Raw genomic sequence first — 14,865 nt, 5'->3', positions numbered from 1 at the left:
GAAGCAGTTAATAAAAACAAGAAATCTTGTGTGTTTGCGCAGAAAATGTTCATTGAAAACGCAAGTAAAGATATGTTAAAAATGTTCACAACTTGTAAATAATAATGCTGCTAACTTAATTGTTTGTACATCCTCAATGGGTAGGGTCAATAAATGGACGATAAATTCCAAAATCTAAAAGTCATGGTAATTGATGATTCAAAAACCATTCGTCGTACGGCCGAAACGCTGCTTCAGCGTGAAGGATGTGAAGTCGTCACTGCTGTAGATGGTTTTGAAGCACTTTCAAAAATTGCAGATGCGAATCCAGATATCGTATTTGTCGATATTATGATGCCACGTCTTGATGGCTATCAAACTTGTGCCCTGATTAAAAACTCTCAAAATTATCAAAATATTCCTGTGATTATGCTTTCAAGTAAAGACGGTTTATTTGATCAGGCGAAGGGTCGTGTTGTGGGTTCGGATGAATACTTAACGAAGCCATTCAGTAAAGATGAATTGCTGAATGCAATCCGTAATCACGTTACAGCTTAATTAGATTTTTTATTTTTTGGGGAAAAAGCATGGCACGTATCCTAATCGTTGATGATTCACCAACAGAAACATTCCGTTTTAAAGAAATTTTAGGTAAACACGGTTTTGAAGTGATTGAAGCTTCAAATGGGGCAGATGGTGTGACAATGGCTCAAGCTGAGTTACCTGATTTGGTCTTAATGGATGTGGTAATGCCGGGTGTGAATGGATTCCAAGCAACACGTCAAATTGCACGTGGTGCGACCACCAAACATATCCCGATTGTCATTGTAAGTACCAAAGATCAGGCAACTGACCGTGTTTGGGGTAAACGCCAAGGTGCTTCTGATTATCTAACTAAACCTGTAGACGAAAAACAATTAATTGATGTGATTAAGCAACACCTCAATGCAGGATAAAGCTCTATGGCAGCAAATGGATTTATCGAATTACTTCGAATCGCAAAACGAGGAAACAAAAACTACGTTTCCACTGAAAATGAAGTAAACCGATGGTCAGGCATTGCTTTTGAGATGATGGGGCAATATTACGTTGCTCCTTTAGGTGAAGTAGCTGAAGTGATCTACCCACCAAAATATACGCCAGTTCCTAACACCCAACCTTGGGTGATGGGACTAGCCAATATTCGGGGACGCTTACTTTCTTTGTCTGACCTAGCACAATATATAACCGGTCATCGAAGTAGTTTTTCACCGACTCAAAAAGTTTTATGTATTAGTCATAATGACCATTATGTCGGTTTGGTAGTCGATCAAGTTTTGGGTATTCAACACTTTAATAAGAAAAGTTATTTTTCTAAACATAATGAGTTGGATCGAAATTTACAGGAATATTGTCAGGGGTATTTCCACCAGCATAACCAGCAGTGGAATGTATTTCTCTTCAGTCGTTTACTGCAAAATCCAAAATACATGAACGCATCTATAAAATTTATAAATTAATTGTCGCGCACGAACGAAAGAAGGCGTAATCGGGGAGAAGCTGAATGGGCTTTAAACTTAAAAAGAAAAATACGGGTGAAAGCACCAGTGGTCGTAAAGGCGGTAATGCTTTTCTGGCAAAACTGCAATCACAGACAGATCAATTATCTCGAGTTTTTGGTGATAGTGAAAAATCCAAACCATTTATTTATGGTGCGATTGGTTCATTAGTACTGGCAACGATCATTTTATTATACCTATTCTATAGCGTTCCTCGCGGTAACCAATTAACGCAAAGTTTGGGTGAACTCCGTCTTCTTTCGCAAACAATTTCGCGTCAAGCAACTGAGGCAACAGCTTCAGGTACTGAAGATGCAATGAAAAAATTAATTGCTTCTCAAGATTCGTTCAAAGAAAACTTAGAAACTGTAAAAGATATTCATGCAAATACCGATGCGCTGAAATCTGTAGATACGCAGTGGGCTGAAGTTTCAAAAAGTATTGACTTGATTACTTCGCAACAAAAAATCATTAACAAGTTATATGACACGAACATCGCGATTGGTGAAACCATTCCGGGGATTCAGGCTGAATATAACTTGATGGTCGACCAAATGGCACGTCAAGACATGCCTTCGAACCAGGTGGTAATTGCGAAAAACCAAGTATTCATTGCGGAACGTATTTTACGTTCGATCAGTTCGGTGCTTTCAGGTTCTGATAGCTCACGTGAGTCTGCAGATGACTTTAGTGCTGATACTGAAACCTTTGGTTTGTACTTAAATGCTCAATTGGATGGTAGTACAGAGCTTGGTGTACAACGTATTGAAAGCCCTGAATTACGTGAGTCACTTGAAGGTATTAAAGCTGAATATGATGACGTATTAAAATCAGCGGCTGCGACAATTTTGAAAAACTCAACGCAAATTGTGAACGTACGTAAAGCATCTTCACAAATTTTTGCAGAGTCAGACAAATTGTTGGGTAACTTAAATCAATTGTCTTCTAGTACTGGTCTGAAAACCATTTTACCTGCGGTACTGTTGATTCTTGCTTTAACTGCCTTCTTGATCTGTGTATTCAAACTTCTTTCTTTACGTGGTCAATCGGATAAATTCCGTGTAACCCGTCTTCAAGAAGAATATGACCGTAACCAGAACGCGATTTTACGTTTACTCGATGAAATTGCCGATCTTGCAGACGGTGACTTGCGTTCGTATGCGACGGTATCTGAAGACTTTACCGGTGCGATTGCCGACTCGATTAACTTCGCAATCGACCAATTACGTGACCTTGTATCGCGTATTACAGAAACTTCTCAAGAAGTTGCACAATATACGGCGAATACGCAGGGTATTACCAACCAGCTTGCAGAAGCATCTGAGCATCAGGCGCAAGAGATTGCTGGTGCATCTGCCGCGATTAACGAAATGGCAATGTCGATTGACCAAGTATCTTCGAACGCTGAAGAATCAGCTGTCGTAGCAGAACGTTCAGTACAAATTGCTGCAAACGGTGCAGATGTTGTAAACCGTTCAATTGAAGGTATGGACACGATTCGTGAGCAGATTCAAGAAACTTCAAAACGTATTAAACGTTTGGGTGAGTCTTCTCAAGAGATTGGTAACATTGTCGCACTGATTAACGATATTGCCGACCAAACGAACATCTTGGCATTAAACGCAGCAATTCAGGCGTCGATGGCGGGTGAAGCAGGTCGTGGTTTCGCCGTGGTAGCGGATGAGGTACAGCGTCTTGCGGAACGTTCAGCGTCTGCAACCAAACAGATTGAAGGCTTGGTAAAAACCATTCAAACGGATACTAACGAAGCCGTAATTTCAATGGAACAAACGACTTCGGAAGTTGTACGTGGTGCGAACTTGTCTAAGGATGCCGGCGTAGCACTGGATGAAATTCAGTCTGTATCGGGTAACTTGGCGAAACTGATTGCAAACATTTCGGATGCTGCAAAACTTCAGTCTGCTTCAGCAGGTCATATTGCGACAACGATGAACGTTGTACAAGAAATTACCTCGCAAACCACCAGTGCAACATTTGATACTGCACGTTCGGTATCTGAATTGGCGAACATGGCTGAATCATTACGTGAATCTGTATCTGACTTTAAACTCCCAGAGTAAGTCAGGCGCAAACCTGCAGTACCTTAGCTACGGTTAGGGTACTGCACCGATTACAGATAACACATCGATAAGGTGAACTTAACGTCACAGTTAAGTCTTAGGTGATGGTTACAATTAAGTTTGAGCAACCTTCTTGGTGGCAAAACATAAGAAGCCTTAGCTATGAAAGAAATATTAAAAAATTTAGTTGAAACAACTACGCTTCCTGAAGATAGTTATCTTGATCAAGATGCAGAAATTTTAGAGATTTTTGTTGAAGAAATAGAAGAAATCTTTGAAGAACTAGCGGGTTTATTTACAACTTGGTTGGAAAATCCACAAGATAAAGACACTTTAACGACGATTCGTCGTCATTTCCATACCCTGAAAGGTTCGGGTCGTATGGTCGGGGCAAAATCGGCGGGTGAATCTGCATGGGCAGTTGAAGATACGCTGAACCGTGTTATTGCGGGTTCGGTACAGTTAACGCCGAACGTTCAAAAGTTTGCACAAACAGTTTTAAATGTTTATCAATATAAGCTCTATCCACGGTTTAAAAATGTTGCCGAATTGGATGTTGACTTACGTCCATTGGTTTTAATGGGGCAACAATTACAACAAAATATCAGCCTTGAGCCTGCACTCGAAGAATTATTAAAACTGGCAGATCAATTAAAATCTGAAGATGATGTCACTGGTTTAGAACTGACTGATGTTGAAGCTACGTCACCTGTAGAAGTGCTTGAAAGCACGATTGATGTGGTCGTTGAATCAGAACCTGTTCTTGAGCAAGTGGATGCAGATGCGTCACTGGTCGAAGAGACAGTGAGCATTTTTATTGAAGAAGCTGAAGAACATCTACAAACGATTGATCAGTTCCTCCAATCTGATGACAGTAAATCACAAGACTATAATGGCTTGATTCGCGCGCTACACACCTTGCGTGGTAGTTCGTCAATGGCGCAAATCGAAGAGATTTTTGAAGCCAGTTCAAAAGTTGAAAACTTATTCAAAACCTTATTACAAGACGAAATCGTATCGAGCTCGAAAGAAACTGCTTTATTGATTCAATATGCTGAATTTGTTCGTGATTATTTACACGTGCTGCGTTCAGGAGATAAGGCAAATCTTGCGTCTATTTATGAAACCTTTAAAGCCGCTTGGGATGATTATGGTTTTGCAAGCCAAGATCAATTGGCGCCTGAAGATAATCCGCAAGGTTTGGTTTCTAAACTAATCGAATTAAATATTGATCAGTTATTAGATGCTGAATTTGAGTTTGATAAACGTGCCCTTGCTGAATTCCCAGACTATATTCAACAGCTCAGTCAGCAAGCTTTAGAGTTGATTGAACATACGGATAATCGTGCGTCTGTTGGAATCCATGATTTCACAACTCAACTGCGTGCAGCGTATCAGTCTTTAATTGAAAAGCCTGAATTACTCCATGCTGATTATGGCTATGAGTTATTTGCGCAAGCACATCAAGAGTTTATTCATTTATTTGACACTTTAGCTGCGGGTCAGCGTGTAGTGTTAAGTGAAGAGGTTCAACGTTTCTTAAATGAGCTAGCTACATTTGTTCAACAAGACATTGAAGCAGTTGCAGCAATGACTACACAAGAAGCCAATATCGTTGCCGAACCTGTTGCCACTGCAGAAGATAAAGCCGCTGTTCCAAATACAACAGCAGTAGACTTTGCACAATTAAGTCAGCGTATCCAACTTGATCATCAACAGATGCAAGCGGCGGATGCGAATAATGACTTTGATGAAGATCTTTTAGGGATCTTTATTGAAGAGGCAGAAGAATTATTGGTGGGGATTGACCAAGACCTCAGTACTTGGACACGTGATCAGACCAATACTTCAGCTTTGAATAATTTAATGCGTTATTTGCATACCCTAAAAGGTGGTGCAAATATGATTGCCGCATCTCATGTGGGTTTAATTTCGCATGAATTAGAATCGATTTATGAGCGCATTATTCGTCAGCAAATTTCGATTACGCCTGCGTTGATTCAGATTATTCGCTTGGTGCAGGATGATATTTCAGATCGTATTCAAACCATTCGTGATCAAGGGATCGACTACCCTGCGAATAATGTCATCGATATTCTCAAGAATATTCAGTCAATTGTGGCAGGAGAGCGTTCAGAACCTGCTGCATTGGCTACAGCTCCTATTTCAACTGAAACTGAACAGGCTACAGTAGAGCCAGATGTGTCGGTGTCAGAGCCGATGAATATTGCTGAAGACACAGCAGACGCAGTGGTTGAAGCTCACACCACTGCTCACACTGAGTCTGCTGTTGAACATCTTGAACATGCGGTTGCTGAACATGTTGAGCATCCAGATGACGATCTACGTTCAGTCATGGAAGAAACCTTCCTTGAAGAGTCTGAGGAAATTCTTGAACAAGCCGTTCAATTATTAAATCAATGGACTGAGCAACGTAGTGACCGTAACGTATTACTTCAATTACAACGTGCTGCCCACAGTATTAAAGGTGGTGCACGTATGGTTGAAAATGAACCTGTTGCCGCAATTGCGTATCAACTAGAGACGACGTTTGAGCATTTCGCGGTTCATCATTTCAACTCAAATGCATATGACGGCTTACTCAAAACGACCTTGGCATGGTTAAAAGAAGCGATCTTTAACCATGACTATAGTAATTTTGACAGTATCAAATTGAGCTTAGAGTCCATTCAATATGTGGATGTTACGGTTCAATTACCAAACCGTGTTGCAGAATTAGAACAAGGTATTGTTAGCAAAGGCTTTGGATTTATTCAAGGTGATGGTGTTGAACCACCATCCATGCTAGGTGAATGGTCTGAAGCCAATTCGTCTGATAATAGTAATGAGATGATTCGTATCTCTGCCGACCTCGTCGAGAAGATGATTGACTTGTCAGGCGAAAACTCGATTAACCGTTCACGTATCGAGATGGACTTAGGTCAGCTAGGTAATACATTGAATGAAATGGAGTTGGCCATCAAGCGACTTGCCGACCAGTTACGTCGAATGGATGGTGAGCTTGAGTCACAAATTATTGCCAAACATGGTTCTGAAAATTCACGCTATGCGGATTTCGACCCATTGGAGATGGACCAATATTCATCGATTAACCAATTGTCAAAATCTCTAGCCGAATCTGCGTCGGATTTGGTTGACTTCAAGAGTACTTTGGCAGAAAAAATCCGTGATGCGGAAGGTCTGTTATTACAACAATCACGTATTCAGTCAGAAATTCAAGAAAGTCTGATGCGTACCCGTTTGGTGCCATTTGATCGTTTGTTACCACGTTTACAACGTATTGTGCGTCAAACCTCTTCGACCTTGAACCGTCCTGCAGAATTGATTGTTCAAAATACAGAAGGTGAATTGGACCGTACGATCTTAGAGCGTTTGGTGACACCATTTGAACATATGCTGCGTAATGCGGTCGACCATGGTTTAGAAGATACTGCTGACCGTTTGGCTTTGAAAAAGCCAGAAGTGGGTAGCATCGTCTTGAACATTAGTCGTCAGGGTACCGATGTGCTGGTGTCTTTCAGTGATGATGGTAAAGGGATTGATGAAGCCAAGATTAAAGACAAAGCCTTAAAACTTGGTTTAATCAAAGCAGATCAGTTCCTCGATAAACAAGAAATCTTGCAATTGATCTTCCATCCAGGTTTCTCAACGGCACAAGCGGTAACGCAAATTTCGGGTCGTGGTGTTGGTCTGGATGTGGTGCAAAGTGAAATTAAAGCCTTGGGTGGTCATGTTTCCGTTGAGTCTGAGTTAGGTAAAGGGACGACCTTTACCATTCGTGTACCAACGACGGTAGCCGTCAGCGATGCCTTGATGGTGAAAGCCGGCGATCAACAATACGCAATTTCGTTAGCGCAAATTGAACGTATTGTCCGTATTGCACCGACGGCACTCGAAACTTACTTCAATAGTAAGGATGACGTGTTTAAAATTGACAACACCAATTACAAACTACGTTATTTATCAGAGTTCGTTGGAAACCAGCCAATTCCACGTTTAAATAATGTTGGTCATTCATTGCCTGTATTGCTAATAAAAGGCAACAGTGGTCAAACCATTGCTTTATTGGTCGATCAGTTGGTGGGTTCACGTTCTCAAATCGTGGTGAAACCAATTGGTCAACAATTTACCAGTGTGGCCGCGATTGCAGGTGCCACGATTCTAGGTGATGGTCATGTATGTTTGATTTTGGATGGGCAAAATATTGCACGTCAAATTCAAACTACGCAGCGTGTTAAACATTCAGCTGAACAGCGTGATTTGGGCCGTCAATCCAATGCACGTCGTTTAGTGATGATTGTCGATGACTCGGTGACAGTACGTAAGGTGACTTCACGCTTACTTGAACGTCAAGGTTATGACATCGTGACCGCGAAAGATGGTGTAGATGCAATTGAGCAGCTTGAAAATGTCCGTCCAGACTTGATGCTACTCGATATTGAAATGCCACGTATGGATGGTTTCGAAGTGACAAACTTAGTCCGTCACCACGACATTCACCGTGACTTGCCAATCATTATGATTACATCGCGTACTGGTGAAAAACATCGTGAGCGTGCATTTAGCTTAGGTGTGACTCACTATATGGGTAAACCATTCCAAGAAGCTGAATTGCTTGCCAATATTGAAGCTTTAATTGCAGAAAAGCAGGGGTAATTTATGAGCCAAAACACTGTTTCTCAGGTTGTCAGCGATAAAATTGATCAGCAGGAACTGCAACATCTCATTACGGTTTCTACCGGTTTTATCGATGCGTATATCATCGATTGTCATGGTAAAGAGCCAATGTTGTTGCCACAAAATATTGTTCTTTCAGCGCTCGATAGTGCAACCAATGTTCCTTTTGTTGAATGGCATGAATTGAAATTGCCTGTTTTCTCAGTCAATGATCCTGCAAAAAATCAGGGCGTGGCTTTGGTGATTGAAGGGGATGATGTTGGACAGCGTTTTGCACTGATGTGTAATGAAATGCCGAAAACCATTCGTCTGCGTATTTCTGAAGTGGTTGATGAAGAAAAAACCGTGAAAGACGCCAATATTTTCCAATATGTACGCATGGCCGATCAGGTATTTCATATTCCAAATTTAGCCAATATTCAAAACAGCATTGGGCTTCAAGCGGCTTAGTATTTGTAAAAAACGAGATATAAAAAAGGAACTCCATTGAGTTCCTTTTTTTGACTATGTGGGGAATATTTAAGCCAACAGGTTTTCTAAAATCTTTTCGTAAATTTCAGAAAGTGGTTCCAACTCTGCCACATTGACGTGTTCATTGATTTGGTGAATCGTGGCATTTAAAACACCCAGTTCAAGCACCTGTGCACCTGTAGGCGCAATGAATCGACCATCAGAAGTACCACCACTGGTCGAAAGTTCAGTTTCTGTCCCAGTAACATCTCGAATGGCATCACGTGCGGCATTCACTAACTCACCGACTGGGGTTAGGAATGGAAGACCAGATAAGGTCCAAGAGATGTCATATTCAACACCATGACGATCTAAAATTTCCAAGGTACGTGCTTTGAGTTCATCTGCCGTTACTTCTGTTGAATAACGGAAATTAAACAGTAAATTCATCGTGCCCGGAACAACGTTGGTTGCACCTGTGCCGGCATTAATATTGGAAATTTGGAACGACGTTGCAGGGAAGTATTCGTTACCATTGTCCCACACGGTATCGCAAAGCTCAGCCAATGCTTTTGAAGCTGTATGGATTGGGTTGATTGCTAGATGTGGGTAAGCAACGTGACCTTGTTTACCTTTAACTGTTAAATTGGCATTTAGCGAACCACGACGACCGTTTTTAACAATATCGCCAAGTGTGTTGGTGCTAGATGGTTCACCCACCAAACACCAAGTCATTTTTTCATTACGCGCTTCTAAAGTTTCAACAACTTTGACTGTACCGTTGATCGAAGGGCCTTCTTCGTCAGAAGTAATGAGAAAGGCAATCGAACCTTTATGATTTGGATGCTTCGCAACAAAACGTTCTGAAGCAACAACCATAGCTGCCAACGCGGTTTTCATATCTGCGCTGCCACGACCATATAGTTTTCCGTCGCGAATTTCAGGAAGAAATGGGTCAGAACCCCATGCATCCAAGTTACCCGTAGGTACCACATCAGTATGACCTGCAAAGCAAAATACTGGTGCTTCAGTCCCTTTACGTGCCCAAAGATTATCTACATCATCAAAACGCATATTTTCAATGTTAAAGCCAATCTTGGCTAAACGATCCGCCATAATGTTCTGGCAGGTATGGTCAATCGGTGTCACCGACGGTTGGCGAAGTAGTTCTAGGCTGAGATCAAGAGTTGCTGTTGAGGTCATGCTAAATACAGAAGTCAAAAATGTCGCAATATAATAGGCGAATCAACAAGCGAAGGGAAATTTAGAGCTAAAAAAACCCTATTAAAAAATAGGGCTCTTTTATAAATTCTTGGGAAAGAAATTAATTGCGGCGAATTTCTTCCGAAGTTTTCTCAGCAGTATTGGTTACCGCATCTCCAGCTTTAGATACGTCTTTACCAACACCTTTTACTGTATTACAACCTGTCAGTACAAAAGCAACCATAAGTGATGCAGCTAAAATTTTTTTCATTGACTGTATTCTCCATTATGAAAGAATAATTTTTAGAGGGATAAATTATTCTGATGTGAGATTTAGATTAAAAAATAGCCGTATCAAACAGTAGGTGGTTTTTACGGTGGTTGAGTAAATAAATGTAAATTTCTACTAAATGGTGGATTGAGTCTTAAATCGTTTGCGGCAAAATCAAGCGTGGCTGTCTATACATATAATAGCTTTCCTCACTGTCTTTTTTATATAAACCATCTGTCCACCAATGTGCGGTTTTACTTGTCGGTTGCTGCTGCACGCAAATCCATTCATGTCGTTGTAGGCGATAATAGCCTTGACTCGTAGATGGAATGACATGTCCCCATTGACCTATTCTACGTGCAGGATTGACCCAGTTTGGTAATGTGCTGGTACGCTGAATAGGTAAATATAATTGACCCTTTAAAACGCAATAGCGCTGTTGAATCTGCTGCCCAAGTGCTTCATCAAATTGGAATTGTTTTTGGGTGAAATGATTGAGCTTTCGAGCCAAAGTATCACTACGATTTAAGCCATACCAATAAGGTAATTGAAAATCACGCTCGGCTAGATAATATTTTAAAGCCACTTCCCAATGTTCAACTTCACCACTTTCGGTATTTTTTAAAACAAAATCGAGTTCACCTACTGTACGAGGGCCGTCAATTTTTTGAATGCTATGTCCGAGTAACTGGTATGGATGGTATGGGTGATCGAGAAGCCAAAACCATATGAACATTTCGAAACGTAAACCAAGGCGAGTACTTTTTAATTTTTGTAAAAACTCTACTAATTCACTTGGGTGTTGTTCGAGTTGTTTTAAACGCGGAAGGTAGGCTTCAAAATGTTTTTGCCAAAGCTCGCTTGGATGAAAATGAAAGGGATAGCGGATTTCGAGTTCATTGGGAATTTGCTGTAGAATATTTGGGCTAGCAATACAGAAAGCTAACTGCCGAACTAAGGGCTGTTTAAATTGCAACCATGGCTCAAAATAAGACGATGTTGTCGGGGCTACAGCCATATTGAAACCTTTTGAATAATGTAGAATAACAACGGATAATTGTTAAAAACATCTTATACTACCTGAATTGAAAGTTCAGGGTAGCGGTATGAAGACGTTGTTTTGGCGAAGCTTAGTGGTTGTCTTTGTCATTTTAGGCTTTATAGGGGCTTTATTGCCGGGAATGCCCACGACAGTCTTCTTAATTTTAGCGGCATGGGCGGCTTCAAAAGGCTGGCCACAAATGGATGCTTGGTTGTTGAATCATCCTAAATACGGCCCAACCCTACGCGCTTGGCGCGAAAATGGCACCGTCCCCCGCAAAGCAAAATGGTTTGCATCGATCATGATGTTTGTGAGTGGCCTGATTATGCTTTTTACATCAGCACCGATTGCCGTCAATATATTCACTGACTTAACCATGTTGATCGTTGGTATTTGGTTATGGACACGACCAGAGCCAAATAAGATTAGGACTATTGAACAATCGAAGCAGACACAACCAGTAGATAAAGATAAGCAGAAAGAGCAAGAGCATGTCTGAATATACCCAAGATCAAGCTGATATCCTGATTAACTTGAAAGATCAAACCTTAACTTTGCCGAAGCTGAATAAGTTTTACCTCATTTCATCGGGTAAAAATGGCATTGGTGAACAGGAAAATAGTGGTAAGACTCCACGAGGCTGGCATCAAGTGGCTGAAAAGTTTGGTGGACAACAACCTCAAAATGCAGTTTTTAAAGCACGGCAGTGGACCGGAGAGGTTTACGACGAGCAACTTGCCGCATCACATCCTGATCGGGATTGGATATTATCTCGAATATTATGGCTCAGTGGTTTGGAACCGGGCTTTAATGCAGGTGAGGGCTGTGATACTTATCAACGCTATATTTATATCCATGGCACACCAGATCGCGAGCCTATGGGTATACCGATGTCACATGGTTGTATTCGCATGCGAAACAGCGATGTTGTAGAACTTTATCAATTGATTCCATTAAATGCGCTGGTTTACATCACTGAACATTGAACACGTCGTTAAAATTACAAGCCATGAAAACCGAAGTTCATGGCATCAAAACAAAGATTTGAAAAATTAAAGTGAGTTTGAAAGGCGTTTTTTTGTCAGGACTTTTGTCAGGACTAATGCTCGCAAACTAACAGAAAATCGTGTTTGAATGTATTTTGTACACTAGGTTGTTTTAGAATGCCGTGAGTGTGGTGAATTAATCGTCGGTTCGCTGAATGATTAGTTATGAGTCCATCTGAAAAACTGTTTTTTATGTGAATGATGCAGAATATAAGTCCTATTTTTAGTAATAAATTTACAGGTTTATAGCTAAAAAATGTTCAAAAATACTGATTTTTCCGCAATATAACTTATTTTTTAATCACTCAAACAGAAAAAGTGGAAAAGAGTTAGAAAAGCGTTTGACAGACCGTGAGGATTCTCTATAATGCACCTCATCAAACGATGAACATGTTTTGAAAAGGGCGCTTAGCTCAGTTGGTAGAGCGTCTGCCTTACAAGCAGAATGTCGGCGGTTCGATCCCGTCAGCGCCCACCAAACATTTTCAGCGTTAAGATATTTAGAGTGCAGCGGTAGTTCAGTTGGTTAGAATACCGGCCTGTCACGCCGGGGGTCGCGGGTTCGAGTCCCGTCCGCTGCGCCACTTTAAATCTTAATTCGTTTGAACCACAATAGCGACATTGTGTAAGTGCAGCGGTAGTTCAGTTGGTTAGAATACCGGCCTGTCACGCCGGGGGTCGCGGGTTCGAGTCCCGTCCGCTGCGCCATTTACATGATAGATCTTTTGAGGGCGCTTAGCTCAGTTGGTAGAGCGTCTGCCTTACAAGCAGAATGTCGGCGGTTCGATCCCGTCAGCGCCCACCATATCTTTTAAGATATAGGTTGTGTTTCGAAAGAAACTACGTGATGCAGCGGTAGTTCAGTTGGTTAGAATACCGGCCTGTCACGCCGGGGGTCGCGGGTTCGAGTCCCGTCCGCTGCGCCATTTATCTTAAAAATCTCTGTTCAAGAGAATGCCTTTAGAAAAATCTTCGATTTTTCTCTTGCGCTCAGACAAAGCTTCGCTTTGTTACTCTTCGCTCAGGGCGCTTAGCTCAGTTGGTAGAGCGTCTGCCTTACAAGCAGAATGTCGGCGGTTCGATCCCGTCAGCGCCCACCATATTCTTCTATAGAAACTTCTTTCCCCAAAAGCTTGCCTAAATTTTCTGATTTACATAGAATCCGCTCTATAATAATTTTAATATTGTATGTGATCTATGAGAAATCCATATCAGCGCAAGGCAGCGTCTAAAACTCAAACTACAAATTACAATCCTCAAGAAACCTATAAACAATTTATTGAAAATATGGTCGCTCAAGGTGGCGTGATTGCGTTATATCAAGATGGTTGGGCACTTTGTGCGACACCTACAGGTCAGCGTTCCTTCGCCATTTGGCAAAATCGTGGTTTGGCACGTTTATTAATTAAAGACAATTGGTCCAATTATGAAATTCAGGAAATTTCATTAAAAGACTTTATCGAAAAAGTCATTCCGTTTTTACGCAGCGAGAGCACTACGGTATCTTTAGATTTGACCCCGGAAGGGCAAAATATTTTGGTTGCGCCTGAAAAGATGCTGTTAGATATTAAAAATTATTTATATCAAGTCTATCAACAGCGCCCAGAAATCTTTGAAAACCTTAAAATTCCTTTGCCACGTAGCATTCGTTTAAATTAATTGTTTATTTACAGCATAAAAAAGCCCTTGTTTACTGATCAAACAAGGGCTTTTTTTAATATTCGTTAAGTACAAAACCGCTCAAAAAAGCAAAATATTCACGTAGCCAAGAGTTGTAGCGGATGTACAGCGGTGTAGGCGCTGCAATGGTATACACCTGTGTATAGCCTAACTTTCGTGCAATTGCTTTTGCACGTGGAAGGTGAAAGTCACTACTGGCAATTGCTATGGGTGTATCAAGCGAAATTTGATGTTGTTTTAAAATCATTTTACTGTTGATCAGGTTGAGTTCTGTACTAGTACTTTTACTTTCTTCATATATGCCTGCCGCTGAAATGTCATAGTGTTGAAGTAAATAGCGTTTCATGACGGAAGATTCGGTCATTTTTTCATTAAAGCCTAAACCACCCGTCATGATCATAATAGTATTGGGCTGTTTCAAGGCATACGGTGCTGCGGCATCGAGACGCGCCTTTAAGGTCGGAGAAGGTTGACCATTTTCAATACCACTGCCCAAAACGATGATGGCTTGGGCGGAAGTAAATGGCTTGGATTGCTGGCTATTGAAGTGTAAATACGCAAAAAACAGTAAAAGGCTCAATAGCCAAAACCAAAACAACCACCATGCCGCACGCCAGGGCCTTTTGAGTTTGGGGTATTGATCTAAAATATTTTGAATTTGCGTTGCAAATAGTCCTGATAAAAGAAAAATACACCCAATGACTAAGGGTAAAAGGATGCCTAAATGAATTTTATCTAATGTAAGCAACCAAATGGCATCTACACAGAGCAGCAAGCCTACACAAAGCAGTAGTATTCTTTTCATTCAAAAAATTAAAGCAGTATCCGTATTTGGCCTAAGTATAGCGTGAAAAAAACCAGACACGAGGTCTGGTTT

Annotated in this window: 13 protein-coding genes and 6 tRNA genes; 15 read left to right on the top strand and 4 right to left on the bottom strand. The window is 41.1% G+C overall.

Features of this window, described 5'->3' with window-relative positions; translation table 11 throughout:
- Nucleotides 1-153: 153 nt before the first annotated feature.
- The 6 genes from pilG (at nt 154) to FTU06_RS03240 (ending at nt 8,746) form a co-directional block, all read left to right on the top strand.
- Nucleotides 154-537: a twitching motility response regulator PilG gene (pilG, locus tag FTU06_RS03265; protein ID WP_078191060.1), complete on the top strand. Its 384-nt coding sequence runs from the start codon at nt 154-156 to the stop codon at nt 535-537.
- 29 nt (nt 538-566) lie between these two features.
- The gene (locus FTU06_RS03260) at nt 567-935 is read left to right on the top strand and encodes a response regulator (protein WP_078191059.1); all 369 of its coding nucleotides are present in this window, start codon (nt 567-569) and stop codon (nt 933-935) included.
- Nucleotides 936-941: 6 nt separating this feature from the next.
- Nucleotides 942-1,478: a chemotaxis protein CheW gene (locus tag FTU06_RS03255; RefSeq protein WP_078191058.1), complete on the top strand. Its 537-nt coding sequence runs from the start codon at nt 942-944 to the stop codon at nt 1,476-1,478.
- 44 nt (nt 1,479-1,522) lie between these two features.
- Nucleotides 1,523-3,598 carry a methyl-accepting chemotaxis protein gene (locus FTU06_RS03250; RefSeq protein WP_078191057.1) on the top strand — a complete coding sequence of 692 codons (2,076 nt, stop codon included), beginning with the start codon at nt 1,523-1,525 and terminating at the stop codon, nt 3,596-3,598.
- A gap of 162 nt (nt 3,599-3,760) precedes the next feature.
- Entirely contained in the window at nt 3,761-8,275 is a 4,515-nt protein-coding gene (locus FTU06_RS03245; protein WP_180144925.1) for an Hpt domain-containing protein, read from the top strand.
- Nucleotides 8,276-8,278: 3 nt separating this feature from the next.
- Nucleotides 8,279-8,746 carry a hypothetical protein gene (locus FTU06_RS03240; protein ID WP_180144922.1) on the top strand — a complete coding sequence of 156 codons (468 nt, stop codon included), beginning with the start codon at nt 8,279-8,281 and terminating at the stop codon, nt 8,744-8,746.
- A gap of 69 nt (nt 8,747-8,815) precedes the next feature.
- Here the strand turns inward: FTU06_RS03240 and dapE are convergent, their stop codons facing one another.
- The 3 genes from dapE to FTU06_RS03225 all read right to left on the bottom strand — a co-directional run bounded on the left by dapE (nt 8,816) and on the right by FTU06_RS03225 (nt 11,238).
- A complete protein-coding gene (dapE, locus tag FTU06_RS03235; protein ID WP_180025835.1) occupies nt 8,816-9,949 on the bottom strand; it encodes a succinyl-diaminopimelate desuccinylase in 1,134 nt (377 codons plus the stop codon).
- A gap of 121 nt (nt 9,950-10,070) precedes the next feature.
- On the bottom strand, nt 10,071-10,220 hold the full coding sequence (locus tag FTU06_RS03230; RefSeq protein ID WP_078191053.1) for an entericidin A/B family lipoprotein: 150 nt from the start codon (nt 10,218-10,220) through the stop codon (nt 10,071-10,073).
- A gap of 154 nt (nt 10,221-10,374) precedes the next feature.
- Complete coding sequence (locus FTU06_RS03225; protein WP_180144919.1) at nt 10,375-11,238, bottom strand: DUF1853 family protein; 864 nt, start codon at nt 11,236-11,238, stop codon at nt 10,375-10,377.
- A gap of 88 nt (nt 11,239-11,326) precedes the next feature.
- Here FTU06_RS03225 and FTU06_RS03220 point away from each other — a divergent pair, with 88 nt between their 5' ends.
- The 9 genes from FTU06_RS03220 (at nt 11,327) to FTU06_RS03180 (ending at nt 13,967) form a co-directional block, all read left to right on the top strand.
- On the top strand, nt 11,327-11,761 hold the full coding sequence (locus FTU06_RS03220; protein WP_180144916.1) for a YbaN family protein: 435 nt from the start codon (nt 11,327-11,329) through the stop codon (nt 11,759-11,761).
- Entirely contained in the window at nt 11,754-12,248 is a 495-nt protein-coding gene (gene elsL / locus FTU06_RS03215) for a cell wall-recycling L,D-carboxypeptidase ElsL (protein WP_078192250.1), read from the top strand. The genes FTU06_RS03220 and elsL overlap by 8 nt, the downstream gene beginning before the upstream one ends.
- Nucleotides 12,249-12,710: 462 nt before the next feature.
- A tRNA-Val gene (locus tag FTU06_RS03210) sits at nt 12,711-12,786 on the top strand.
- Nucleotides 12,787-12,815: 29 nt separating this feature from the next.
- Nucleotides 12,816-12,892 (top strand) — tRNA-Asp (locus tag FTU06_RS03205).
- A gap of 47 nt (nt 12,893-12,939) precedes the next feature.
- Nucleotides 12,940-13,016, top strand: a tRNA-Asp gene (locus FTU06_RS03200).
- Between the two features lie 21 nt (nt 13,017-13,037).
- Nucleotides 13,038-13,113, top strand: a tRNA-Val gene (locus tag FTU06_RS03195).
- A 44-nt stretch (nt 13,114-13,157) separates the two neighbouring features.
- Nucleotides 13,158-13,234, top strand: a tRNA-Asp gene (locus FTU06_RS03190).
- Between the two features lie 98 nt (nt 13,235-13,332).
- Nucleotides 13,333-13,408: transfer RNA gene (locus FTU06_RS03185), tRNA-Val, on the top strand.
- Between the two features lie 97 nt (nt 13,409-13,505).
- Nucleotides 13,506-13,967, top strand: a complete 462-nt coding sequence (locus FTU06_RS03180) for a DUF2750 domain-containing protein (protein WP_078191441.1) — start codon at nt 13,506-13,508, stop codon at nt 13,965-13,967.
- Between the two features lie 55 nt (nt 13,968-14,022).
- Here the strand turns inward: FTU06_RS03180 and FTU06_RS03175 are convergent, their stop codons facing one another.
- On the bottom strand, nt 14,023-14,793 hold the full coding sequence (locus tag FTU06_RS03175; protein ID WP_180144913.1) for a YdcF family protein: 771 nt from the start codon (nt 14,791-14,793) through the stop codon (nt 14,023-14,025).
- Nucleotides 14,794-14,865 lie beyond the last annotated feature (72 nt).

The organism is Acinetobacter sp. YH12052, assembly GCF_013419835.1.
In the GTDB taxonomy this organism is placed as follows: domain Bacteria; phylum Pseudomonadota; class Gammaproteobacteria; order Pseudomonadales; family Moraxellaceae; genus Acinetobacter; species Acinetobacter amyesii.
The sequence above is the reverse complement of the archived record's forward strand: the minus strand, read 5'-3'. Positions and strand labels throughout refer to the sequence as shown.

Bases quoted from the DNA above. Each gene is read 5' to 3' on its own strand.
- pilG (WP_078191060.1), top strand. From the start codon at position 154: ATGGACGATAAATTCCAAAATCTAAAAGTCATGGTAATTGATGATTCA.
- FTU06_RS03260 (WP_078191059.1), top strand. From the start codon at position 567: ATGGCACGTATCCTAATCGTTGATGATTCACCAACAGAAACATTCCGT.
- FTU06_RS03255 (WP_078191058.1), top strand. From the start codon at position 942: ATGGCAGCAAATGGATTTATCGAATTACTTCGAATCGCAAAACGAGGA.
- FTU06_RS03250 (WP_078191057.1), top strand. From the start codon at position 1,523: ATGGGCTTTAAACTTAAAAAGAAAAATACGGGTGAAAGCACCAGTGGT.
- FTU06_RS03245 (WP_180144925.1), top strand. From the start codon at position 3,761: ATGAAAGAAATATTAAAAAATTTAGTTGAAACAACTACGCTTCCTGAA.
- FTU06_RS03240 (WP_180144922.1), top strand. From the start codon at position 8,279: ATGAGCCAAAACACTGTTTCTCAGGTTGTCAGCGATAAAATTGATCAG.
- dapE (WP_180025835.1), bottom strand. From the start codon at position 9,949: ATGACCTCAACAGCAACTCTTGATCTCAGCCTAGAACTACTTCGCCAA.
- FTU06_RS03230 (WP_078191053.1), bottom strand. From the start codon at position 10,220: ATGAAAAAAATTTTAGCTGCATCACTTATGGTTGCTTTTGTACTGACA.
- FTU06_RS03225 (WP_180144919.1), bottom strand. From the start codon at position 11,238: ATGGCTGTAGCCCCGACAACATCGTCTTATTTTGAGCCATGGTTGCAA.
- FTU06_RS03220 (WP_180144916.1), top strand. From the start codon at position 11,327: ATGAAGACGTTGTTTTGGCGAAGCTTAGTGGTTGTCTTTGTCATTTTA.
- elsL (WP_078192250.1), top strand. From the start codon at position 11,754: ATGTCTGAATATACCCAAGATCAAGCTGATATCCTGATTAACTTGAAA.
- FTU06_RS03180 (WP_078191441.1), top strand. From the start codon at position 13,506: ATGAGAAATCCATATCAGCGCAAGGCAGCGTCTAAAACTCAAACTACA.
- FTU06_RS03175 (WP_180144913.1), bottom strand. From the start codon at position 14,793: ATGAAAAGAATACTACTGCTTTGTGTAGGCTTGCTGCTCTGTGTAGAT.